Below are 24,545 nucleotides of genomic sequence, written 5' to 3'. Positions count from 1 at the left end.
ATGGCTCGATACCGCACAAGCTCGCCGTATGTCGGGAACAGAAGAAGGGGCAAACGCAAATTCGTCTGGGTTCTGCGCATGGGGTTGACATGCATTCTTATCGGCATTTTATGGTCGGTTTATGCATTGGCTCAGATCGGCAGTGTATACAGGAATACGGCTGCGACGACTGCCGCTTCGGAGCCTGCAGATGTAGGTATTATACTTGGTGCAGCGATGTGGGGCGATCAGCCCAGTCCGGGACTGCAGGAGCGGCTTGAGCAAGGGATCGCTGCTTACAAGGCCGGCCGCTTCCACACGTTCATACTGACGGGTGGGCTGGACAAGCCGGACTACCGTTACACAGAAGCGGAAGGAATGGCGATCTATCTCGAGCAGCACGGTATTCCGAAGGAAGCGATCCTGCTTGAGAACAAAGCGACCAGCACCTATGAGAATTTAAAATTCAGCAAGGAGATTATGGAGGAGCAGGGGTTAACCTCGGCGGTGATTATTACCCACACTTTTCACGGCAACCGTTCTTATGAGATTGCGAAAGCGCTGGATTATTCCAACCCCAAGCTATCGCTTACAGAGACGCATGTGCTTAAGCGTGTTCCTACCATCTTGCGTGAAATTTTGGCTTATACGAAATGGAAGATAGATTCTGTATTGCTCGCTATTGGCTGGAAATGACAAAACTTCTAATATCGGACGGGGAAAGAGAATACATTTAAAGTGCGTGTTTAAAAAGTCAGACTTTCAGCACCGAGAAGGTTGGGTGAAGCTAGCGACTGAGGAGCGGAGCGTATGAAGTTTGTACGTAAGCAAAAGAAGGCTCGGATGAATTCAAGCTTCGAGTGCTGCTTCGTGATCAAAGGGGACTTTTTAAACAACCTCAAAAATGTGTAAGCCCCTACCCTATAAAGAGGTGATCTACGCTATGTCAGGGCGAGTAATGGCCAGAAGTGGCCCTCCCGAGGAGAGGCCTTCAAGACAAATCAATATTGTTCTGCGCAACTCGGAGCCGCCGGTTGTCTCGCAGAGCGTTCCGGACAGTGAAGCTCATCCAACTGCCAAGGTTATGCCGCAGAATAGTCTGTTTACAGATCTGCAGAAGGAATTGGACGGACTGGTGGGGTTGGATCATATTAAAGAATTGATGTATGAGATATTTGCGCTCCTGCAAATCGCCTCAATGCGCTCAGAAGCTGGACTGCTGTCCGGGGCGCAGGTGTTCCATATGGTCTTCAAAGGCAATCCGGGAACCGGCAAGACGACCGTCGCCCGATTAGTGGCTAAATTTTTTCAGAAAATGGGTGTGCTTAGCAAAGGCCATCTGATCGAGGTCGAACGGGCAGACCTGGTAGGAGAATATATCGGGCATACGGCCCAGAAGACTCGCGATTTGGTCAAGAAGGCGATGGGCGGCATTTTGTTTGTGGATGAAGCCTATAGTTTGGCACGCGGCGGTGAGAAGGATTTTGGCAAGGAAGCTATTGATACATTGGTTAAAGCGATGGAAGATTCGAAGAACCAGTTCATTTTGATCCTTGCGGGGTATTGCGACGAGATGGATTTCTTTCTGGACACCAATCCGGGATTGCCTTCGCGCTTCCCGATTGTAATGGAGTTTCCGGACTACACGATCGATCAGTTGATTCAGATCGCGGAAGGTATGGCCAAGGAACGCGACTATATTTTGATGCCGCAGGCGATTGTTAAATTGAAACAGCATCTGCTGCGGGAGAAGCTGGAAGGCGAGCATGTGTTCAGCAATGCCAGACATGTCCGCAATGTCATTGAGCGTTCGATTCGGCATCAGGCCGTGCGCATTCTGAATCAATATAGCGGCGGCTCGCCCGGTAAATTGGAGCTAATGACGATTCGCACCGAGGACTTGAAGCTTGATAAGTAATTTGCTTGAGCATTTATTTATGCAGCTGTTTCCTTCAAACCGAATGAGTTATTTTAAACATAGAAGTTAGATATCTCCAGGGGGAGGCAAAGTTCCAGTACAATCTTGTTTGTTTAGGATATAGCTTTTTTTGTCTGGAATTGGTTGACCTGGATCTTGTGACGAGAAGTTGAACCTGTGGTTGACGCGGTTGGACGGCCGTTCCGCATTTTTGCCGGAGCGGTTGGCCGACAGTACCATAAGGTTCAGCTTTTCAAATGATGTGCAGCGAGAATGTGAGGGAATAAGGGAGAGAAAAGTTGGATGGCGGTATTTTCAGAAGACATAGTAACCAGGATGGAAGAGGCGGAACGTCAAGCTGAACAGCAGTTCCGTGTAATGGATCGTATTGTGGACAAAAATCAGTTCAAAGTGATCGAAGCTTTTCAGAAGCATCATGTGAGCGATTTTCATTTCGCAGGTTCGACCGGCTATGCTTATAACGACCGGGGGCGCGAAGTGCTTGACCTTGTCTATGCAGATGTGTTTGGCGCAGAGGCGGCGCTGGTTCGACCGCATTTTGCTTCCGGTACGCATACTATTTCTACAGCGCTTTTTGGCGTGCTGCGTCCCGGGGATGGGCTGCTCTATATTACAGGCAAGCCTTATGATACGCTGCATAAGGTGATCGGCAAGCCTGGGGATGGAACGGGTTCTTTGCAGGATTTTGGAATCGTGTATGACGATGTGGCATTGCGGGCTGACGGCATGGTCGATTGGGATATGGTGGCCGAGAAAATAACGCCCCAGACAAAGGTGATCGGTATCCAGCGCTCGCGTGGATATGATTGGCGAGATTCCTTCACCGTAGAGCAAATTGGCGAGATGGTAAAGCGCGTGAAGTCATTGTCCCCAAGCTGTATCGTTTTTGTCGATAACTGCTATGGAGAATTTACCGAGGAGCAGGAGCCAACAGAAGTAGGAGTCGATTTGATGGCAGGCTCACTGATCAAAAATCCCGGCGGTGGGCTGGCCGAGACCGGCGGATATATTTGCGGACGAGCTGAACTGGTGGAGCTGGCGGCGAATCGTTTGACTGCGCCGGGCATCGGCGGAGAAGTTGGTGCCATGCTGGGTACGACTCGGGGGATCTACCAGGGCTTGTTCCTGGCTCCAACAATCGTAGGACAAGCCGTTAAGGGAAGTATTCTGGCTGCAGCCTTATTCGAGAGAGTCGGCTTTGATAGTAAGCCACGCTGGAATGATCCGCGTACGGATCTGATCCAGGCGATCTCCTTCAGCAGCTCGGAGCATCTGATCGCTTTTGTTCAAGGCATTCAGCGGGCAGCAGCCGTTGACGGACATGTTGTGCCTGAGCCATGGGATATGCCGGGGTATGAACATCCGGTTATTATGGCAGCGGGAACGTTTATTCAAGGGGGAAGTCTCGAGTTATCCGCGGATGCGCCGATTCGTGAACCTTATATCGCTTATATGCAGGGCGGACTTACCTACTCCCACGTTAAGTTCGGTCTGTTGACCGCATTGCAGACGATGAAGGATCGTCATCTGCTATAAAATTCTTGTGAGTAAACCTGACACCACTATTGACATGTCAGAATAACTTACATATCATTAATTTATGATAATTAAACTGGAAGGTTGAGAGCGATGAGTGACGAAATTCGCAGAAATATGGCCTTGTTTCCGATTGGTATCGTGATGAAGCTTACGGATTTAACAGCTCGGCAAATTCGTTATTACGAACAGCATGAGTTGATTGTACCCGCGCGCACATCCGGGAACCAACGTCTGTTTTCCTTTAATGATGTGGAACGTCTGCTCGAGATTAAAGCCTTGATTGATAAGGGAGTTAATATTGCTGGTATTAAGCAGGTGATTGCTCCGGCTAATGGCGAATCTGAAGAAGCAACTGTAATGACGCGGGACACTGAAGAAAAACGCAAGGAAATACCGACTTCTGAGCTCTATCGCATGCTGAAGCAGGAATTGTTCACGAAGCAACGTCCTGGTCAGGTTTCATTAATCCAGGGGGAATTATCCCGCTATTTTAAATTAAAATAACTGTTGGGAGATGTTAGCGTGAGTTACACCAAGGAAGATATTCTGCGAATCGCCAAAGAAGAGAATGTCCGCTTTATCCGTCTGCAATTTACAGATTTGCTCGGAACGATTAAGAACGTAGAAATTCCGGTAAGCCAGTTGGAGAAAGCGCTGGACAACAAGATGATGTTCGACGGTTCATCCATTGAAGGTTATGTGCGGATCGAAGAATCTGACATGTATCTGGTTCCGGATTTGGAAACCTGGGTTATCTTTCCTTGGATTAGCGAGGATCGGATTGCCCGCTTAATCTGCGATGTGTACATGCCTGATGGTACGCCATTCGCCGGTGACCCGCGCAATATCCTGAAGCGTGTGCTGAAGGAAGCCGAAGAGCTGGGCTATACTTCAATGAATGTCGGCCCTGAGCCAGAATTCTTCCTGTTCAAGACGGATGAGAAGGGCAACCCCACTATGGAGTTGAATGACCAAGGGGGGTATTTCGACCTTGCACCGACGGACCTTGGTGAGAACTGCCGCCGTGAGATCGTGCTAACGCTTGAAGAAATGGGCTTTGAAATCGAAGCATCCCACCATGAGGTAGCTCCTGGCCAACACGAAATTGACTTCAAATATGCGAAGGCCATTAAAGCTGCTGACCAAATTCAAACCTTCAAATTGGTTGTTAAGACGATCGCTCGTCAGCATGGCTTGCATGCTACATTTATGCCGAAGCCGCTGTATGGCGTGAGTGGTTCCGGAATGCATTGTCACCAATCCCTGTTCAAGGGGAAGACAAATGCTTTCTATGATGAGAAGGATGAGCTTGGCCTGAGCCAGGACGCTCGCCATTACATGGCCGGTATTTTGACCCATGCGCGCGCTTTTGCCGCTGTAACTAATCCAACTGTGAACTCTTATAAACGTCTCGTGCCCGGTTATGAAGCACCATGTTATGTAGCCTGGTCCTCCAGCAACCGCAGCCCGATGATTCGTATTCCGGCTTCCCGCGGGATTAGTACTCGCGTTGAGGTCCGCAACCCTGACCCGGCTGCTAACCCATACCTTGCCCTTGCTGTAATGCTTAAGGCGGGTCTGGATGGCATCAAGAGAAAGCTGCCGCTTGTTCAACCGGTTGATCGTAACATCTATGTGATGTCTGATGAAGAGCGGATCGAAGAAGGTATTCCAAGCTTGCCAGTAGACCTCAAGGAAGCGATTGGTGAATTGGTGCGCAGCGACATCATGGCTGAAGCGCTTGGCGATCATGCGATGACCCACTTCTATGAATTGAAAGCCATCGAATGGGATATGTTCCGCATGCAAGTCCACCAATGGGAACGCGACCAATATATGACTTTGTACTAATCGAGGAATCCCTTGCGCCGTATGGCGTGGGGGATTTTATAGTTGGGCGAAATATAAGCTGCAAGGCTGGATTCACAAAGTGCCCGACAGTTATCCAACAAAGTGCCCAACAAATGCCTGACCTAACTACAAGCCGATAACTGTTGCCCATCCTAAATGGTACAAGTATGTACTATATAGACGGAAAATAGGTGAATATGTCCAAACTGTTTATCAAAAGTTGAATAGGATAGGGTGTACTTTAAAACAAGGAGGTAAGCACACATGGGTGAAGTCGTTGGCGGTGTAGCTTGCGGCGGTGGATTCGGAGGAGGACTGTTTACATCAACAGCAGCAATTTTGGTGCTCTTCATTCTGCTTGTCATCATTACAAGGGCCTTCTTTATTTAATTGATTCATTTTAGTTGCGTGACTACGGTGTCATTTGTAGCGCAATCGAAATCCGATGACACCGGGTCAATAGCTCCGCTGGCTTTATGCCGGCGGAGCTTATTTATTTTCTGATACAACTTGCTTTAGAAAGGACCGCGGCGGATATTGAATGTAAGATAATATTTAGTTACCTTCGCTTGATTGTACGCACAAAAGCCACGATTGAAAAAATCAGTGCAGTCAGACTGGAAGCAAAAACTAGAAATTCCACGTTTCTTACCCCATATCGCGTAGTAGTATATAGTTACATCAAGAAAGATGCTGCACGCCTAAAATGATAATTATTACGCCCAACATGATAACTGCTTTTCCTGCAAACTTTACATATAAAATCCTTGCTTCACTGGGATCCCTGTCATCCCCGATTCTTTTAAACCACCAAGAATACGGATTTTTAATGGCATATATGCCTACGGCAGTCGCGACGATACCTAATAATAGGCTAAAGTAAAATATATGATCACTCCTTATTAGCTCTTATTAGCGAATCATAAGTTTAAGTAAACCAAACGGTTCCATTTGATTTTTGGGGGAATTTAGGGTCATCCCCAATCGCTCTTGCGAACAACATCTCTGACTCTCGTCCTACGTATAATCCCCGGCAATATGTCCTTCAGAGCTAAAAAAATTTGGTTGAATCATGTATAAATGAGTAAGAACGAACCAGATCGGCTTAATGCCTCTCACGGATACTACTTATTTGGGGATTATGTGATTTCCAGTGTCTTACAATAAATACGATAGCATAATAAAGAAGAGGGTCAAGTAGGCGGAGGCAACAAGGAACTGGTATGGTGTATTGAATACCTTTAGCCTGTCCCGGAACATAAATAATGTCCTTAGAACTTCCCGCAGGGAAGCTCAAGGACGGAGTTGTATTCTGATTTGCTGACCTTTTGAAGCATTTGGGTCAGACTCACATGCTAGAAGGTGAGGATAGGAGGGGGAGATCCCCCTTATGTTCTATTAATCAGGCATAATCCAAACAATTTCGCAAATGCGAACAATAAACTTCTTATGTCTTTCTTCAAGCACGACATGGTCTGGTTTGACATCGATGAGGCATCCGTCAAGTCTGCCGCGGGTAGTTTCAAGAACGACAACATTCCCCTTAAGTGACATCAAACACTCGACGACGCAATGATCTACAGGGTGAACAACGAGAGATTGAGGCATGTGATGCTTATAGGGCATGTTAGATGTATTGGGCATATTAGACATATTAGCCATTGTGGGCATTTGGTACATCATAGGATAATTGCTCAAAAAATTACCTCCCAATTTAATTTATAGGCCATTCTATGCTCATGCCTATAAAGCAACTGGGCAGCGGCCCAGTTACAAAATAAAATTTATTCAACGAGTTAGAAGCGGACTTTGCGTTAAAAGACGAATCGTAAAAAATGACAACATAAAAAGGCATCCCTGATGGGATGCCTTATGTCATCGTTGCAGCATAAACCGTTGATACTAGGCGCTTGCTGTCAATTTTGACGGATCGCTTCTATTTTCCCGCTCGATGGGGATTTGTTCAGACAGGCACAATCCATTGTATTACATGAAGATTAATGAAAATCCCGGAAGAGGCCGATGACTTTGCCGAGGATGCTTACATGCTTCAAACGCAGGGGCTCCATGGTCGAATTCTCCGGTTGAAGACGGATATGATCCTTTTCCTTGTAGAAGGTCTTGACCGTTGCTTCATCTTCCTCAGTCATCGCTACGACGATATCGCCGTTATTCGCGGTCTGCTGTTGTCTTACGATAACATAATCGCCATTATGAATTCCGGCTTCAATCATGCTCTCGCCGACAACGGATAACATGAAAATCTCGCCATCGTTCGCATAATGATTAGGCAGCGGAAAGTAATCCTCTATATTCTCGGTTGCCGTGATCGGCACGCCTGCTGTTACTTTGCCGACGACAGGAACGCGTGCCACCGAATGGGCGAACAGGCCGGCGCTTTCGGATTCCTCGCCAAGCAGCTCAATAGCTCTCGGTTTGGTAGGGTCGCGTCGAATGAATCCTTTCTTCTCCAGACGATCCAGATGTCCGTGTACCGTAGAGCTGGAGGCTAGTCCAACGGCTTCTCCAATTTCACGGACGGAGGGCGGATATCCTTTCGTTCGTACTTCGCTGCGAATAAATTCCAAGATTGCTTGCTGGCGGCTGGACACCTTAGACATAACCAATCAACTCCACTTAGTAACGTTTGGAAAAATTATAACATAGAACTGCCGTTCGTACAAACATAAGTTCTAACATATGCGTTTTTAATCCCGTTTTATAACTATCTGCCGAATAGAAGCCGTAAAATGCTGCAAAAAAAATAGAGAACGAATGTTCGAAAAAGTATTGAATCAAACAAATGTTCGTGTTATATTAATTTCAGTAATAAGAACACTTGTTTGGAGTGAGGAAAATGCTTAAATATAGCACTTATAAGAGTATTTATACGGAGCCAGTTCATAAATCTGCTATTTCGTCAGGGAGCCGGAGTGCCCATCTTTCTAGAACCGCTAAGAGAACGATGCTGGTGCTAGTACTGCTATTGTTAACCTGTACAGGAGTAGTCTCGGCTTTTGCCTCATCAAATGATAATGCGGATAAGAAACCGTTGGAGACAGTTATTGTGATGCCGGGTGATACGTTATGGGAGATTGCTTCCGAGCATAAACCCCAAGGCAAAGACATTAGAAAATATATAGATTCAATTAGACGTGTTAATGGAAAGCATGTAAGTTCGATACAAGCCGGAGAAGTGCTGGTTCTCCCTAATTGAGCTGCTGTAGGTTCGTTCTGACAAGTCCGCGAAATGAATGTCGATACTGTTTTACGATGAAGGAAAATTACTATATAATGAAGAGAGCTTGCACTAAAGGCGGCACTGCCTTGACAAGCTCTTTTTCTCATGTCAGAGTATGAATAATTGTTGCTTTGCATGAGTAGTAAATGCGGCTTGCATCTGAACCTTTTCTATATTATGAGGATGAGAGCTGTAATCATAAAAGATTAACGACTTGGGGAGGGAATTATGGATATAGAATCTGTTGTTGCGCGAATCAATGAATTGGCCCGCAAACATAAATCTGTTGGATTAACCGAAGAAGAGATTCTGGAGAGAGCGAAGCTACGCGAGAGATATCTCGAGAATTTCCGGGCGAATTTCCGTCAAAGATTAGAACAAATCGAAATCGTCGATGAATAAGCCGGCCCCTTGGGGCTGGCTATACATAACATGTGGCTTGCGACATGTACGGGGCTTGATGGGCTGGACAAGGCGTAGGCTTATCATGTTGATAGCGCTATTAATATGAGGAGGACAAAGTATGGGTTCATTTGACAGAAAAGTAGAACGCAATCAAAAAAGACTGAACCAAAAAGGGAAAGGGCCTACGATCACGACAGGCAAGGCATCCGATCCGCGGAGATCGCTGGGTGCAAGAGGGGAGGGCGACATTTTCCGGGGGCGAAATATCATCCTGCCGGGCGTGTTAGTGTTCATCGCCTTGTTGTATTCAACCGTTGGAATGATCGGTAATTCAGCAGATATGAGTACCTGGCTCTATTGGCTGACGATTGGGCTGTACTTACTGCTTGCCTTCACTTTGTTCATGAGAAGACCCTACCTACGGATTAACAAGAACTGGGTATATACAACCAAGTACAACCGCGATCGTATTCTGGAAGCGGGCAACATTAGCAAAATCAAAGTGAGCCGCAAGAAGATTATGATCGTGCCCAAGATCAAGGATGCGAACTGGGTATTCTATCGTACCCGCAATCAGTTTGATACGGCAGCTATGGGAGACCGCCTGGAGCAGTTCGCACATACTCATCATGTTCCGTTTGAGAGAGAATAAGAAATTTCCGGAGAGCGCATAGCAAGTGATGATTTTGGCATGGGAGAGGGAGGAGTGGTCGAAGTGACCATAAAAGCGGTATGCTTTGATTTGGATGATACATTGCTCTGGGATGACCGGAGCGTAAAAGAGGCTTTCGAGGAGACCTGTCGCAAGGCTGAAGCAGTAACAGGCTGCAACCCGACAGAACTGGAAGCAGCTGTCCGCAGGGAAGCTAGGGAATTGTATGAATCCTATGAGACATTTTCTTTTACGAAAATGATCGGGATCAATCCATTTGAAGGGCTTTGGGCTAACTTCTCTGCTGGGGAACAGCCGGAGTTCCGTCAGCTTGAAGAGCTGGCACCGATCTATCGCAAGGAATCCTGGCATCGCGGCTTGCTTGCCCTAGGCATCGCTAATGAAGAATTAGCTGCCGAGCTTGCGGAAGGCTTTGCTGCAGAACGCCGGGGACGTGCTTATGTATATGAAGAGACGTTCCAAATTTTGCAGGAGCTCAAAGGGAAGGTTAAGCTGCTTCTATTAACGAATGGCTGCCCTGCCCTGCAGCAAGAGAAGCTGGATGGAGTGCCGGAACTATCCGGTTACTTCGATAAGATCATTATCTCCGGCAGCTTTGGCAAAGGCAAACCGGATTCCACGATTTTCAGGCATGCGCTTGAGCAATTAGGAACAGAGCCCGAAGAAACCTTAATGGTTGGGGACAAGCTCACGACCGATATTCGCGGAGCGCTTAGCGTTGGCATTAAAGCCGTTTGGATCAATCGGGATGAGAAGACCCGTAATGATGAGATTGTGCCGAATTATGAAATTTCTCACCTGTCCCAATTGCACCAGATTATGGACGAATTAGCTTAAAAGATCTCGTTGTTAAGATTCATGAGGAAAGGAAGATAGCATGCGGAGAAGAGGCTGGAGTGTTCTGTTATTCGCACTTGTTCTCATTGTGATTAGTGGTTGTGGAGATAAAAAATCCGACAATCATGCAGACAACATGGCTATGGAACCCATTCAGGTGGAACTTCAAGTGAATCCGACGGAGATTCAATCAGGCGAGAAGGTTCGTTTTGAGGCCAAGGTTACGCAACAAGGGAAGACGGTAGATGACGCGAAAGAGGTTATGTTTGAGATCTGGAAGGACGGGGATCCCGAGGAACAGCATAGTAAAGTCACCGTTAAGAGCGCTGGAGAGGGAACCTACGTGCTGGAGAAGACCTTTAAAGAGGCGGGCAACTATCAAGTGATCTCCCATGTTACGGCCAGAGATCAGCATTCGATGCCATCGGAGAAATTTACAGTTCATGAGTAAAGCTAAGGATGCAAAATGTTGTATTTAAAGACTGCTCTTCATTACGAGGGGCAGTTTTTTTATGTCTTCATTGTGTTGCATATTTGTAAAGGCGAAGCCCCTCATTCCTTAGCGAATAGAGGGCCATATTAGTTCGGCACAGAACGATTGCAGAGGGAGAGGACCGCGTTTTACTCATTCAAGCAAAACGCAGAGAATTACGAACGTTTTTAATCTCCTTACGAAATTTATTCGTGTTTCCAATTCTCATTAGCTTGATGCGATTACCTGTTCATTAAGTGACTTTTCATAGAGTTAAATATCTGCTGTGATGGGATGGCCGCGTTTGAGTCAACGCTTCAAATTCAGTGCTAAGGTCAGTCATGGCGCGCACTTTCCGATTTGCAATTGCATCTTTTCTTAATGGCAGACTTCTGATACACTAAAACTTAACGTTTTGCGGGAGGGATTGAACATGAGTAAACCAAGTCTAGAGTCCAGAATGAAAGAACGAATATTAATCCTCGATGGGGCTATGGGCACCATGATTCAGCAGAAGGACCTGTCACCGGCCGATTTTGGCGGGGAAGACCTGGACGGTTGTAATGAAATGCTTGTGCTCACCCGTCCGGATGTGATTCAGAACATTCATGAGCAATACTTGGAAGCGGGAGCCGATCTAATTGAGACAAATACATTTGGCGCCACCTCCATAGTCCTTGCCGAATACGGGCTGCAGGACCAAGCGCGCGAGATTAACCTGGCGGCTGCGCGTCTGGCGATTGCTGCGGCTGATAAATATAGCACGTCGGATCATCCGCGTTATGTTGTTGGTGCGCTTGGCCCCACGACAAAGACATTGTCGGTTACAGGTGGAGTAACTTTTGACGAACTGATAGACAGTTATGAAGAACAAGCGCTGGCACTCATCGAGGCGGGCGTCGATGTACTGCTGCTTGAGACATCACAGGATACGTTAAATGTAAAGGCGGGAAGCATCGGAATTACCCGAGCTTATGAGAAGTCCGGAATCAGACTGCCGCTGATGATATCTGGTACGATTGAGCCGATGGGAACGACCCTGGCTGGACAGAATATCGAAGCCTTCTATATCTCGCTGGAGCATTTGAAGCCGATCTCGATTGGACTCAACTGTGCAACAGGACCCGAATTCATGCGTGATCATATCAGAACTTTATCCGATATGGCCAGAACGGCGATAAGCTGCTATCCAAATGCCGGGCTGCCTGATGAGAATGGTAATTATCACGAATCACCGGATTCGCTGGCCCAGAAGCTGGCAGGTTTTGCTGAGCAAGGCTGGCTGAACATCGCAGGTGGCTGCTGTGGGACGACCCCGGCTCATATTGCTGCTATGGCGGATAAGATGAGCCGCTATGAACCGAGAGCGATTCGCGGCGAGCATCCGCCGGCATTATCCGGTATAGATCCCGTTTATGTTGAAGCGGACAACCGTCCGTATATGATTGGAGAGAGAACGAACGTCCTCGGATCGCGCAAGTTCAAACGCCTTATCGTCGAGGGCAAATATGAGGAGGCGTCGGAGATCGCCCGTGCTCAAGTGAAGAATGGAGCTCAGGTCATCGATGTCTGCGTCCAGGACCCGGATCGCGATGAAGCCCAGGATATACAGCTTTTCTTGGAGCTTGTAGCCAAGAAGGTGAAGGTGCCGCTGATGATCGATACGACGGATTCCAAGGTGCTGGATCTCGCTCTGACATACTGTCAGGGCAAGTCGATAATTAACTCCATTAATCTTGAAGATGGCGAAGAAAAATTCGAGAACGTAACTCCGCTGATTCACAAATATGGGGCAGCGGTTGTTGTTGGTACGATCGATGAGCAAGGACAAGCGATCACGAGGGAGGGCAAACTGGCAGTGGCCAAGCGTTCGCATGATTTGCTCGTGGGCAAGTATGGCCTTTCCGCGGAGGATATTATATTTGATCCATTGGTGTTTCCGGTCGGAACAGGAGATGAGCAATATATAGGCTCAGCTAAGGAGACGATCGAAGGCATTCGTCTAATTAAGCAGGAGCTGCCAGCTTGTCATACCGTGCTTGGAATCAGCAACGTCTCCTTCGGCTTGCCGGAAGCGGGACGTGAGGTGCTAAACTCCGTCTTTCTGTATGAATGTACGAAGGCAGGGCTCGATTATGCGATTGTGAATACCGAGAAGCTGGAACGTTATGCTTCCATTCCGGAGGAAGAACGTAAATTAGCTGAAGAGCTGATCTATAATACGAATGACGAGACTTTGGCTGCGTTTGTTGCTGCTTTCCGTAACAAGAAGGTAGAGAAGAAGGAGAAGGCGATAAATCTTTCTCTCGAGGAGCGGCTCGCTTCTTACGTAGTAGAAGGCACAAAAGAAGGACTGATTCCCGATCTGGAGGAAGCGTTGAATCGCTACAGCGCGCTTGAGGTCATCAACGGTCCGCTGATGGCAGGCATGGAAGAGGTCGGACGGCTATTCAACAACAACGAGCTTATCGTGGCGGAGGTGCTGCAGAGTGCTGAGGTCATGAAGGCGTCCGTAGCCTTCCTGGAGGACTTTATGGAGAAGAATGAGACATCTGTCAAAGGCAAGATCCTGCTGGCTACCGTGAAGGGCGATGTGCATGATATCGGTAAAAACCTGGTGGAAATCATTCTCTCCAATAACGGTTACAAAATCGTGAATTTGGGCATAAAAGTACCACCGGAGCGTATTATTGAAGCTTACCGCGAGGAGAAAGCCGATGCGATCGGGCTATCCGGTCTGCTCGTTAAGTCGGCGCAGCAGATGGTTGCTACCGCTCAAGATCTGCGCGGAGCAGGAATCGATGTGCCGATCATGGTTGGCGGAGCGGCGCTGACACGCAAATTCACAAGGACAAGGATTCGTCCCGAGTATAATGGACTTGTCGTTTATGCCAAGGATGCGATGGATGGGCTCGATCTGGCCAATAAGCTGATGGATAAGGAACAGCGTGAGAAGATGCGGCTGGACATGGAAGTGGAGAAAGAAGCGGATTCCAAGGTCGCCGAGAAGGCTCCGCTGCCACAGCTAACCCGGGTTGAACGCTCAAAAATATCGCTGGATGTGCCGGTATATCAGCCGCCTGATCTGGAACGTCATATTTTAAGAGATTATCCGATTCAGCACATTATTCCGTATATTAACATGCAAATGCTCTTAGGCCATCATTTGGGATTGCGGGGCTCGGTGGAGCAGCTGCTCGCCAAGAACGATCCGAAGGCCGTTCAATTGAAAGAGACGGTGGACGAGATACTGGCACATGCCGCCCGTGACGGTATTATTCGGGCGAATGCAATGTATCGCTTCTTCCCGGCACAATCATCAGGCAATGATATTATCGTGTACGCTCCGGAAGATCACAGTAAAGTTCTCAAAACCTTCAGCTTCCCAAGACAACAGGTTGAACCGTATTTATGCCTGGCGGATTTTCTCAAGCCTGTGGATAGTGGTATGATGGATTATGTAGGTTTCCTCGTCGTTACGGCTGGACAAGGTGTCCGTGAATTGTCAGAGAAATGGAAGGACAGCGGAGATTACTTGCGGTCGCATGCGCTGCAGGCCGTTGCTTTGGAGACGGCTGAAGCTCTTGCCGAACGGGTGCATCATATTATGCGCGATATTTGGGGCTTCCCGGATCCTCAGGATATGACGATGAAGCAGCGCCATGGAGCCAGATATCAAGGTATAAGAGTCTCCTTTGGATATCCGGCATGTCCGAATCTGGAGGATCAAGGCCCGTTATTCGAGCTGATGAAGCCGGAGGATATCGGCGTTGAGCTGACGGAAGGATTTATGATGGAGCCGGAGGCTTCCGTCTCTGCCATGGTATTTGCGCATCCTCAGGCTCAATACTTTAATGTAGATAAAGCCTAGATTGAATAGCGAGAACCCTCCGGTTTACGGAGGGTTCTCGGGCAATTTGAAGGGCTATAAGCCTTAAGGAGGTTAGATTCATGGAATTATATTTCATGGGCACAAATGCCGGGGTTCCGTCATTGGAGCGCAATGTAACATCGCTGGCGCTCCGCCTGTTTGATGAACGGCGCAGCTTCTGGTTATTTGATTGCGGAGAGGGGACCCAGCATCAAATACTTCGCTCGCCCCTCAAGCTTAGCAAGTTGGAGAAGATCTTCATTACGCATCTTCATGGTGATCATCTGTTCGGGCTGCCAGGGCTGGTCTCGAGCAGGGCCTATCAGGGAGGAAATACACCGTTGACCCTATATGGTCCGCCGGGGCTAAAGCAATATATAACGACCTCCCTGAATATTAGCGAATCAAGAATCGACTATCGACTTGATATCGTTGAACATGAAGGTGGGACAATCTTTGAGGATGAGACCTTTTGCATCGAGTCCGAACTGCTGGACCACCGGATTGCAAGCTATGGCTATCGGGTCATCGAGAGGGACCTCCCGGGCAAGCTTGATTCTGTAATACTTGCCAGTCACGGGATCAAGCCAGGTCCGCTATATGGCAAGCTGAAACGGGGGGAAAGCGTGGAGGCCCCAGATGGTGTTATCATAACGCCGGATGAAGTGCTGGGCAAACCTAAGCAAGGCAGAATCGTCACGATCCTTGGAGATACGCGCCCTTGTCAGGCTGTGATCCGTCTGTCAGAGGGAGCCGATGTTTTGGTTCATGAATCCACTTTTCTCGATGAATTGGCGCAGACAGCCCATGATTATCATCATAGCACCGCAAAGCAGGCTGCTAAAGCGGCGAAAGCCGCAGGCGCAAAGCAGCTCTATCTTACGCATTTCAGTTCAAGGTATAAATCCGAGGAACAGCTCCACCGTTTGCTTGTTGAAGCGAAGCATACCTTCGCAAATACCGAACTGGCAAGAGAGCATGTGACGTACCCGGTAGCACGAGCTGGTGAGGAAGAACAGGGTGGGAAATAATAGCCTTGATGAATTATTTTCCGGGAAAGCGCAGGATTTGACAGGCGATTGCAAAGTTTGCTAAATCCGGGAAACGGGATAGTTCCACTTCGATTTTGTTCGACGCGGCCAGACGGGATAACACGGTAGTTTGACAGGGGTACATCCCATTTACTGTTTATTTTGACAGCGAATTGTTCGGAAATTTGCTTGTCCTTTTGTTTTCCATGTACAATGATATTTGATACAGAGGAGGGTAAAACGATGAGCAAATTAACAGCCGGCTGGAAGGCTTATCTTATAGATTTAGATGGAACTTTATATCATGGAAACCGTATGATACTTGGAGCGGATCGATTGATATCAGATCTCCAGGCTGCTGATATCCCTTATCTGTTCGTAACGAACAATTCTTCACGGACACCGGCAGAAGTTGCAGCTCATTTACAGCAATTGGGAATCCCTGCCGACGAAGAACATGTATGCACTTCGGCCGTAGCTGCGGCACAGTACGTAGCTGAGCAATACCCGGGCAGTAAAGTAGCCCCGATTGGAGAGAATGGATTGCTGGAGGCTTTGCGTGAAGCGGGAATCACGTGTGATGAGCAGCATCCTGATGTAGTGATTCAGGGAATTGATCGTTCTTTTACATATGAGAAATTAACGAAGGCGGCTCGGACGATCGCGAGCGGTGCGCGTTATGTGCTGACTAATCCCGACCTGCAGTTGCCAGCACAGGATGGACTGATGCCAGGAGCAGGTACTATCGCTGCGGCGATTAAGGCGGCATCGGGTGTCGAACCGATCGTGATCGGCAAGCCGTCGGGAATTTTGATGAAATTCGCAATCGATCGGCTGGGCCTCCGCAATAAAGAGGTCGCAGTCATTGGCGATAATATGCTGACAGATATATCGGCCGGGGTCAATGCCGGCTGCGGTACGATACTGGTGCTGACTGGTGTAACCACAGAGCAAAATCTGGAACAGTATGTTGCCGGAACAGGGATTCAGCCCGATGTGATCTGTGGTGACCTCGATGAGGTTCGCAAGTTGGTGTGCGGAAGGGGCTTTTAAGGGCCAAAGCGAATTCAAGATTCGCTGTCGAGGAGGCCTACCGATTTGACCTTGTAGTCACAAGTGGATTCTCTGAACCACCTCTAAACATAAGAATGAAGGGAAGATGAGCCATGCCGGAACTGCCGGAAATGGAAAATTATAAAGTACAACTATCACAGCATATCTTAGACTTATCGATCACTGCCGTGACGGTTAACCGTGAGAAATCGATTAACGTAGAGGCGGAGGCTTTCCGCTCCGGGCTGCTGGGCAGACAAGTCGTGTTTGTGGAGCGGCGCGGGAAACATCTCTTGTTCCATCTGGACAACGGACGTCGTCTGCTGCTGCATCTGATGCTTGGCGGACTGATGTATCTGGGCTCATTCGAGGATCGTCCGAAGCGGACTACCCAGATAGAGATTACCTTCGGCCCTGACCTTGTGCTATATTTCATGGGATTAAGGCTGGGGTATCTACATATCCTCAGTGCCAAGGAAGCGGAAGAAGCGCTGGCTCATCTGGGACCGGAGCCACTCGGACGGAGAATGAACGAAGAGAAATTTATCAGCCTTCTACAGCATCGTCGCAGCAGTCTGAAGACCGCTTTGGTGAATCAGGATATTATCGCGGGGATCGGTAACTGTTATGCGGATGAAATCGCATTTGCGGCTGGACTGCGGCCGTCAGCCAAGCTGCAAAACTTTGATACAGCAGATTTCTCGCGTCTGTACCATGCGATGTGTGAGGTGTTGGTTAAGGCGACTGAAGCCGGAGGTTATATGGAAATGCCCGTATTTAAGGGGGATACCTTGACAGGCGGTTCCAATGATATCTGTGAGGTATACGATCGGGGCGGGGAGACTTGTTCCCGCTGCGGAGATCAGATCGTAAAGACAGAAATGGGCGGGCGTAAAGTGTTCTACAGCCCGGGTTGTCAGCATGATCGATGAGATTAAAGTAGGCGGACATTTCAGCATTCGTTACGGATACTCCGGTGCTGCAAAGACAGCGCTGCAGATGGGAGCAGGGGCTTTTCAGTATTTTCCCAAAAATCCAAGGGGTCTGTCGGTCAAGTCTTTCGATGCACGAGATGCTGAGGCTTGCCGCCAGCTTTGTCTCACAAATCATATTGTGTCCGTGGCCCACACGCCCTACCCGAGCAATTTGGCGGCTGACCCGGGCAACGGAGACGGACTATTTCAAAGGGTGGCGGAATCGCTGCGGAACGATCTGGAGATCGCTGAAGCCTGCGGTTCTATCGGAATAGTAGTTCATTTTGGCACAAATAAGGCTGGAAACCCCTTACAAAATTATCAAAATATTATACAATGTATAAATAAAGTGCTTGCAAATTGGCCAGGCCAGGCCAAGCTGCTCATCGAGAACCAGGCGGGGGACCATGGGGACATGGGAATGACGCTGGAAGAGATGGTTCAGATTCGCAAGCTATGTGATTCTCCCGAGCAGATTGGGTTCTGTCTTGATACCTGTCACGCCTTTGCTGCGGGAATGTGGATGGGGGAGAAAGATGATGAATTTGCGGCTAAGGCTCAGCGGCTTGGATACTGGGAAGCTCTCTCGGTCGTTCATCTGAATGATTCCAGGTACCCGCTTCATTCTCGGAAGGACCGCCATGCCAGAGTCGGGCAAGGATTTATAGGAGAATCAGGTTTCAGACGGTTGCTGCAGATGGATGCCATCCGGCATGTACCGTTTATTTTAGAGACCGCTACTGGAGCGGATGGAACGTATAGAGAGGATATGGAGCTGATAAGGCGGTGGGCCGAGAGTTAGTGCTGGAATAACAGCGGAAAGGAAGAATAACGTGATTCATGTATATATGGACGATTTTCGACGATGTCCAAAAGGGTTTACATTAGCTCGCTCGGTGGAGGAGTGCATTGAGCTGCTGCGATTGACTGAAGTTGATATTTTATCGCTGGACCATGATATGGGCCCGGACGAGAAAACAGGTACCGAAGTGGCGGTTGCGATTGCCAGGGAAGGCCTGTATCCCCGTGAAATCTATTTACACACTTCAAGCATGTGCGGTAAGAAGAGCATGTACGAAATTTTATATCAAAATAAACCGGAGCACGTCGTGCTGCATAACTGCCCGATTCCGTTCGAGCGACTGGATGCTATTGCGCGTCAGGAAGAACAGCGTGCTGGAAAGTAAGAGAGGTTGCACAACTTGAATATTCATATAGATAATACAGATGAGGCGCAGACCATCACATCGGCGCGATATGTGTGTACAGCGAATCATGGATTCGCTCCGTATGCACAAGAGGAGCTGCGCAGATTATTTGGTTCGGTTAAGAGTGCTGTACTTGTCCCAGGAGAAGTTCTGCTGGTCACTCTGCCCCAAGAGCCACAACAAATTGAGCGCCAGTTTGCAGCCGTGCAGCCGTTATTTTTGCGTCATATGTTTCCGGTAGGCTGGCAATGGATGATGAACGAAGAGAATTCAGACCAAGCCTGGGAAAATGATCTTGTTCAATACCTTTTAGAGGATGAGCGGTTAACAGGAGCAAAGGTCGCTATTCAGCCCCGGAAAGCCGAGAGTGCATTATGGCAGGGGAGTGCGGTGTCGCTCAAAGACATGCTTCAGACGCGATTGGATGAACTTGGAGCTGAGTTTGTGGTGAGGGATGCGGATTGGATCATATCTGTATTCATCAGCAAGGATCAGGTCCTGGCGGGAATCTCAACGCCGCAGCAGAATTTATCGGACTGGAATGGCGGAGCGATTCGCTTCCAGCGCGAGGAAGGGCAGATTTCACGGGCGAAGTTCAAGCTGCTGGAAGCAGAAGCGGTTTTCGATATTAACTTTTCAGCTTTTCATGAAGCGCTTGATATCGGGGCAGCTCCAGGGGGCTGGTCTTCGTTCCTGTTGGAGCGAGGTCTCAAGGTAACGGCGGTTGATCCGGCAAAAATGCATCCATCGATATTGGCTTCACCGCAGCTGACTCATATCCGTAAAAATGCAGACAGCGTTAAATTTCGCGATGGAGAGTTCGATTTGCTCGTATGCGACATGAGCTGGAATCCGAAGCAGACCGCCAAAATGGTCATTGATCTGCTGTATGCGCTTGTTCCGGGCGGAACGGCAGTGGTTACTGTCAAGCTGATGAGCAAGAAGCCCATGGCGCTTATTCAGGAAGTGATATCCCTGTTTGAGGCGGCGCAAATGCAAGTCCAGCGTGCTAAACAGCTGTTCCATAATCGTGATGAAATCACTCTGTATATGATTAAATATTAATGCCGTGAATTTTTTGGTGTACGAGTTTACAAGACCGGTTTTTAGCACCGACAAGGTTGAATGAAGCTAGCGCATGAGGAGCGGAGCGTTCGTTTGGGTTCGTGAACACCTGAGGTATTTCCAAAGGATGACATTGCAAGCATCTGCTTAGGTCAGGCTGAATTCAAGATTTGATTTCGAATAAGCTCTCAGTATTACTTTGGGATCAATTTCGGACTTTTTGGACTTTCTGCAAAAAAAGAGTTTGATTTCTCGCAAGTATGTGCTATACTGATTCCAAAATTATACATTAATAACAATAGGGAAAGCATCCCGTTTAGTCTCGGTTAATCTGAGCTGAACGTGATTGCTTTCCCTTTTTGTGTTGCAAAGGAGGTTATTGCTTGCCGCATATGGCGTTGCTTGCTGAAGGAGATGTAATAGCGGGACGATACCGGATCGAGCGTTTGATCGGACAGGGCGGCATGAGCCACGTTTATCTGGCTGCGGATTTGAAGCTTTCAGGGAAGCTTTGGGCAATCAAGGAGATGGCGGCCCATATGCCAAGAGAGCTGCAATTGGAGGAAGAAGCAGCCCTTCTGATCGCGATGAATCACCATCGCCTGCCGCGGATCGTTGACTTCTGGTCCAGTGATTCGGAAGGCCGTTCTTATCTTGTCATGGACTACATCGCTGGGGTTCATCTGGACCAGCATGTGCAGAGGCTGGGCCGAGGCTTCAAGCCGGAAATGCTGATCGGGATTGGAGTGCAGATTTGCGAAGGCTTGCATTATTTGCACAGTCGCAAGCCGCCGATTATTCATCGCGATCTGAAGCCTTCAAATTTGTTGATCGATGGGAAGGGGGAGATCCGCTTTGTAGATTTCGGCATCGCCCGCAAATTTAAGCCCGATGGACTTGAGGATACGATCAAGCTGGGGACGATTGGATTCGCAGCTCCGGAGCAATACGGGGGCCGGCAGAGTGATGGAAGGGCGGACTTGTATTCTTTAGGTGCGATACTGCTATATTTGGGCACTCATTGCAAATATACGGAATGCACGTCAGAGGCCATGACCCTGCTTGCCAAGCGTGGATTTTCTCAGCTTGCTCCTGCGATTGAGAAATTGCTGCACAGCCTCCCGGAAGAGCGTTTCCAGACAGCGCAGGAAGCGGGCGCTGCGTTAAGCAAGCTGCTCGAACGTTCGCAAGCTGGAAGTGCTGGAGTCAGGGGAGGAGTGCGGGTGGGGGGAGCTGGGGCGGCTGCTTCTGGCCGTTCAATTGTAATAGCGGTGATGGGAGCGGGTCCGGGGGTCGGAACGACGCATACAGCGGTTTCACTTGCTCATTCGTTGGCCAGATATTCGAGAAGGGTCGCTGTACTTGAGCTGGACTCCCGGGCAACGGCGTTCGAACGGATTTTTCACAGGCTGGGGGTGGAGGGGGGACATTCCAGACAGCTTCCCCATCGACGCTCTCGGATTGAAGGCGTTGATTATCTAAGGGCCAGCTCGCGGGTTGAGATGCTTGATCTGTTTGCGGAGGACTATACCTATATTATTTGTGATCTGGGTTCCAGCAGGCGCAAGGATCTGCTTGAGGAATTTATCAGGGCGGATTTGGCGATTTTGGTAGGTTCAGCAGTTGCTTGGAGGATAGATGAAATGGAACTGTTCTCCGCCGATGCTTCTGGTCAGATCAAACGATCCCCGGTATACTGCCTTCCGTTTGCGGGGGGACCAGACGTTAACAGGCTGCAGAAATTATTGAATACGAAGCTCGTCTTTGCACTGCCAGCCGTAAGTAATCCATTTGTTCCTGGACAGGCGATGGAGATGGCATTGCTGCAGGCATGCAGTGAAGTGTTGCCTCAAGGCATCCGCCCAGTCAAACGCGGATTCTGGTTGTCGGGCAAGAAGTAATCAAGAGGAGGTGAGAATCTAGTGATTAGGAAACGAACAAGGCAATTGATTTATGCGGGCTTGGTTGGTGCAGGCATCGTCGGGGTTGCCTTCACAGGGTATGCTGTCCATGCTTCCAGCCGATTGGAGCAAATGCGGACATCTCTCATGAAGCAGTATGAGGGTGAGATATCTGCCTTAAAGCAGGCTTCCGGTGACGTTGTCGCCGGCTGGACTTTATTGCGGGAAATCCCGGCTGGCGAACGCATTGCAAGGCAGGATCTGGCGTCGATTGTTCTACCCGTGAACAGCGTTCCGGGCGATTGGTTACATGCCTCCGAAGATATCGTCGGCAAGAGCCCCAAAATTACGGTCGCCCCCAATACGCTGCTTACCGGCTCTTTGTTGTTTGAGGAAGGGGCCGTTGCTGACGATCTTCGTTATCGTGAGATGGGTTTTATTCAGCTGCCGGGTGAACTGAAGCAGAAGGATGTCGTCGATATTCGGATTCAGTTCCCGACCGGACAGGATTACATCCTGCTGTCCAAGAAACGGGTTGAATCGCTCGCTCCAGGCGTAGTGAACTCGATCCTCAATGAGGAGGAGATTCTGCTGTTGTCCAGCGGGATCGTAGATGCTTATTTGCATAAGGCCTCCATTTATGCGCTTAAGTATGTGGAGCCATATTTGCAGCGGGAAGCCATACCGACCTATCCGCCGAGCGACGCCGTGCTTCAGGTGATCCGCAAGGATCCGAACATCATAGATTTGGCGGAACATGCGCTAACAGCTTCGATAAGAGCAGGGTTGGAAGGAGACTTGGCTTCGGTGACGTCGCAGCATGCGGCTGAATTTATCAATCAGAAATCTTCAGCAGCATCTGTTCGTAGCTCACGAGAGGGAAGCGATTCATTTGCGCTTGATGCTGGGAAGGAATAGCCGGTAATCGGGTGAGTTGATGAGATGTCCAGGTTTATTGGGAGGGAATCGGATGAAACGTTGGTTATTTGCCGGTGTGAGTGATAAGCGGGAGCTTATTCTCTACATTTGCAAGCTGCTCACTGCGGCCGGACAGCGTGTGTTGCTTGTAGATCGAACGGCCGGGAGCAAATATCAATATCTTGCCCGTAATAGAGAGGGCACTTTACCACGAATCGAGTTCTGCGGCTTTGATATCACAAATCGAGAGATGCAAGCTTCGGAAGCGGGAGCGGAATTACCGGAAGCCATCTATACTGGGGACGAGAGCTACGACTTTGTACTGTATGATTTTGAGCTGGATCAGCCACAGGCAGGACTCCGCTCACAAGTGGATCAGATCCTATGGGTGACCACCTTTGATTACTATGAGGTGGAACGAAGTGCGGACTGGTTCAGACAGTGGCTTAGCTCGGACCCTGAACTTGCGGGGGTTTTTGTTCATCCTGTTCTGATAAGAACGGTGGAGAGTTACTTAACCGCAAATTACATGATGGGTCTGGCCGAGGATTTGCCGATAGAGTGGAATACAGACGTTGCGTGCATTGCCTGGAGTGAGTTTAATACGGCCATCCATTATGAGAACGGGCATGAGCATAAGCTTCATATCGACAAAATCACCCGCTCTTATAGAAGAGCCCTGATCTCTCTAATCTTACAGCTGACCGGATGGACCAGAAGCGAGGCAAACAGGGCTATGCGCAGTGCAAGAAGGAGGGCCATATGAGCCGAATTGTTGTTTGGGATTACAGTTATAACGGTGCTGCGGATATTGCCGCTGCCATCGCCATTGCTGCTTCGCTCTACCAGAGACGTCGCATACTGATCATTAATGAAGATGAGCCAGGTCAGGGAATAGAGCGTGGCTTTCCGGTCTATGACGAAACAGCCGTTAGAGATGGCTCAGAGATTACAGAGACCGGGACGGAAGCCCTGCTGCGGCTGCTTATGAATCGGCGCCTATCGCGATATAACTTAGCGGATTATACTAGACCGCTGATTAACAGCCGTCTTGACCTCATTCCCGGTACAAGGGGAGGGCTGGGCAAGCAGACAGCCGCTGTGCTGCAGCAGTTATATGGGGCTGCAGAGGAGGTGTATGAACTTGTGTTCCTGCATCGCAGCAGCATAACACTGCCTGTTGCCGAAACGGAGGCGGCGCTGCTGTTGCCTGTGCTGCAGCAGAATCGAACCGAACTGGATCCGTTTTTTGCATATTACCGTTCTTGCTCTGAGGCAGCGAAGAACAAGGTAAAAGGTATCATTCTCCGCCATTACGATCGTCAGGCCAAATGGAATATTGCAAATATCAAACGGTATTACGGCTGTGAAATTCCGCTGTACGGCATCGCTTATGATACCGGGTTCGCAGATGCTTGGAATGAGCATGACCTGCTCCGGTATTTCCGCCGGATACAGCTGCTTGGCCGAATGAGGGCAAGGCGCGGGACCCTGCTGGAAGCTTTTCAGCAGATTGGTGGCGCAATGGCCGCTGCGTCAGACACATATATGCCCCTGATATCCTTATCTGACGACAAGGGGGCCTAGC

General features: G+C 48.9%; 25 protein-coding genes. 22 read left to right on the top strand and 3 right to left on the bottom strand.

Annotated features, from left to right (window positions below):
• The 6 genes from BN1360_RS19755 to BN1360_RS26270 all read left to right on the top strand — a co-directional run bounded on the left by BN1360_RS19755 (position 1) and on the right by BN1360_RS26270 (position 5,698).
• Positions 1–675, top strand: coding sequence for a YdcF family protein (locus tag BN1360_RS19755; RefSeq protein ID WP_068781584.1), 675 nt, complete (start codon positions 1–3; stop codon positions 673–675).
• A gap of 247 nt (positions 676–922) precedes the next feature.
• Positions 923–1,897: an AAA family ATPase gene (locus BN1360_RS19750; protein WP_068781583.1), complete on the top strand. Its 975-nt coding sequence runs from the start codon at positions 923–925 to the stop codon at positions 1,895–1,897.
• A gap of 303 nt (positions 1,898–2,200) precedes the next feature.
• The gene (locus BN1360_RS19745; RefSeq protein WP_068781582.1) at positions 2,201–3,454 is read left to right on the top strand and encodes a methionine gamma-lyase family protein; all 1,254 of its coding nucleotides are present in this window, start codon (positions 2,201–2,203) and stop codon (positions 3,452–3,454) included.
• Between the two features lie 93 nt (positions 3,455–3,547).
• Positions 3,548–3,961, top strand: coding sequence for a MerR family transcriptional regulator (locus tag BN1360_RS19740; RefSeq protein ID WP_068781581.1), 414 nt, complete (start codon positions 3,548–3,550; stop codon positions 3,959–3,961).
• An 18-nt stretch (positions 3,962–3,979) separates the two neighbouring features.
• The gene (glnA, locus tag BN1360_RS19735) at positions 3,980–5,308 is read left to right on the top strand and encodes a type I glutamate--ammonia ligase (protein WP_068781580.1); all 1,329 of its coding nucleotides are present in this window, start codon (positions 3,980–3,982) and stop codon (positions 5,306–5,308) included.
• Positions 5,309–5,572: 264 nt separating this feature from the next.
• Positions 5,573–5,698: a hypothetical protein gene (locus tag BN1360_RS26270; protein WP_267490894.1), complete on the top strand. Its 126-nt coding sequence runs from the start codon at positions 5,573–5,575 to the stop codon at positions 5,696–5,698.
• 291 nt (positions 5,699–5,989) lie between these two features.
• Here BN1360_RS26270 and BN1360_RS26490 read toward each other — a convergent pair whose 3' ends face one another.
• The 3 genes from BN1360_RS26490 to lexA all read right to left on the bottom strand — a co-directional run bounded on the left by BN1360_RS26490 (position 5,990) and on the right by lexA (position 7,929).
• Positions 5,990–6,169 carry a DUF6199 family natural product biosynthesis protein gene (locus BN1360_RS26490; RefSeq protein ID WP_476445258.1) on the bottom strand — a complete coding sequence of 60 codons (180 nt, stop codon included), beginning with the start codon at positions 6,167–6,169 and terminating at the stop codon, positions 5,990–5,992.
• A gap of 537 nt (positions 6,170–6,706) precedes the next feature.
• Positions 6,707–6,916 carry a DUF2642 domain-containing protein gene (locus BN1360_RS19730; protein ID WP_324254319.1) on the bottom strand — a complete coding sequence of 70 codons (210 nt, stop codon included), beginning with the start codon at positions 6,914–6,916 and terminating at the stop codon, positions 6,707–6,709.
• 389 nt (positions 6,917–7,305) lie between these two features.
• A complete protein-coding gene (gene lexA / locus BN1360_RS19725) occupies positions 7,306–7,929 on the bottom strand; it encodes a transcriptional repressor LexA (RefSeq protein ID WP_068781579.1) in 624 nt (207 codons plus the stop codon).
• 344 nt (positions 7,930–8,273) lie between these two features.
• Between lexA and BN1360_RS19720 the strand changes: the two genes are divergently transcribed.
• The 16 genes from BN1360_RS19720 to BN1360_RS19645 all read left to right on the top strand — a co-directional run bounded on the left by BN1360_RS19720 (position 8,274) and on the right by BN1360_RS19645 (position 24,544).
• Positions 8,274–8,525 (top strand): LysM peptidoglycan-binding domain-containing protein, encoded by a 252-nt coding sequence (locus BN1360_RS19720; protein WP_229521058.1) that lies wholly within the window; start codon positions 8,274–8,276, stop codon positions 8,523–8,525.
• Positions 8,526–8,777: 252 nt separating this feature from the next.
• Positions 8,778–8,951 carry a DUF896 domain-containing protein gene (locus tag BN1360_RS19715; RefSeq protein ID WP_082790141.1) on the top strand — a complete coding sequence of 58 codons (174 nt, stop codon included), beginning with the start codon at positions 8,778–8,780 and terminating at the stop codon, positions 8,949–8,951.
• Positions 8,952–9,072: 121 nt separating this feature from the next.
• On the top strand, positions 9,073–9,606 hold the full coding sequence (locus BN1360_RS19710) for a hypothetical protein (protein ID WP_068781577.1): 534 nt from the start codon (positions 9,073–9,075) through the stop codon (positions 9,604–9,606).
• A 63-nt stretch (positions 9,607–9,669) separates the two neighbouring features.
• Positions 9,670–10,464 carry an HAD family hydrolase gene (locus tag BN1360_RS19705; RefSeq protein WP_195714284.1) on the top strand — a complete coding sequence of 265 codons (795 nt, stop codon included), beginning with the start codon at positions 9,670–9,672 and terminating at the stop codon, positions 10,462–10,464.
• A gap of 40 nt (positions 10,465–10,504) precedes the next feature.
• The gene (locus BN1360_RS19700) at positions 10,505–10,915 is read left to right on the top strand and encodes a FixH family protein (protein ID WP_068781575.1); all 411 of its coding nucleotides are present in this window, start codon (positions 10,505–10,507) and stop codon (positions 10,913–10,915) included.
• A 454-nt stretch (positions 10,916–11,369) separates the two neighbouring features.
• Complete coding sequence (gene metH / locus BN1360_RS19695; RefSeq protein ID WP_068781574.1) at positions 11,370–14,807, top strand: methionine synthase; 3,438 nt, start codon at positions 11,370–11,372, stop codon at positions 14,805–14,807.
• Positions 14,808–14,887: 80 nt separating this feature from the next.
• The gene (gene rnz / locus BN1360_RS19690; RefSeq protein ID WP_068781573.1) at positions 14,888–15,838 is read left to right on the top strand and encodes a ribonuclease Z; all 951 of its coding nucleotides are present in this window, start codon (positions 14,888–14,890) and stop codon (positions 15,836–15,838) included.
• Positions 15,839–16,081: 243 nt separating this feature from the next.
• Positions 16,082–16,891: a TIGR01457 family HAD-type hydrolase gene (locus BN1360_RS19685; protein WP_068781572.1), complete on the top strand. Its 810-nt coding sequence runs from the start codon at positions 16,082–16,084 to the stop codon at positions 16,889–16,891.
• Between the two features lie 113 nt (positions 16,892–17,004).
• Positions 17,005–17,823, top strand: coding sequence for an Fpg/Nei family DNA glycosylase (locus BN1360_RS19680; protein ID WP_068781571.1), 819 nt, complete (start codon positions 17,005–17,007; stop codon positions 17,821–17,823).
• On the top strand, positions 17,813–18,667 hold the full coding sequence (locus BN1360_RS19675) for a deoxyribonuclease IV (RefSeq protein ID WP_068781570.1): 855 nt from the start codon (positions 17,813–17,815) through the stop codon (positions 18,665–18,667). Before BN1360_RS19680 ends, BN1360_RS19675 begins: the two co-directional genes overlap by 11 nt.
• Positions 18,668–18,713: 46 nt before the next feature.
• Positions 18,714–19,052, top strand: a complete 339-nt coding sequence (locus BN1360_RS19670; protein ID WP_218653101.1) for a cyclic-phosphate processing receiver domain-containing protein — start codon at positions 18,714–18,716, stop codon at positions 19,050–19,052.
• A 15-nt stretch (positions 19,053–19,067) separates the two neighbouring features.
• Positions 19,068–20,138 (top strand): SAM-dependent methyltransferase, encoded by a 1,071-nt coding sequence (locus BN1360_RS19665; RefSeq protein WP_229521057.1) that lies wholly within the window; start codon positions 19,068–19,070, stop codon positions 20,136–20,138.
• A gap of 392 nt (positions 20,139–20,530) precedes the next feature.
• On the top strand, positions 20,531–22,039 hold the full coding sequence (locus BN1360_RS19660; protein ID WP_069188387.1) for a serine/threonine-protein kinase: 1,509 nt from the start codon (positions 20,531–20,533) through the stop codon (positions 22,037–22,039).
• A gap of 21 nt (positions 22,040–22,060) precedes the next feature.
• A complete protein-coding gene (locus tag BN1360_RS19655; RefSeq protein ID WP_068781567.1) occupies positions 22,061–22,957 on the top strand; it encodes an SAF domain-containing protein in 897 nt (298 codons plus the stop codon).
• Positions 22,958–23,009: 52 nt separating this feature from the next.
• Entirely contained in the window at positions 23,010–23,723 is a 714-nt protein-coding gene (locus BN1360_RS19650; protein WP_068781566.1) for a hypothetical protein, read from the top strand.
• Complete coding sequence (locus tag BN1360_RS19645) at positions 23,720–24,544, top strand: hypothetical protein (protein WP_068781565.1); 825 nt, start codon at positions 23,720–23,722, stop codon at positions 24,542–24,544. The genes BN1360_RS19650 and BN1360_RS19645 overlap by 4 nt, the downstream gene beginning before the upstream one ends.
• The last annotated feature ends 1 nt before the right edge of the window (position 24,545 follow it).

This window comes from Paenibacillus sp. GM2 (assembly GCF_900069005.2).
Taxonomy (GTDB): Bacteria; Bacillota; Bacilli; order Paenibacillales; family Paenibacillaceae; genus Fontibacillus.
This window is presented reverse-complemented; position numbering and strand designations above follow the sequence as displayed.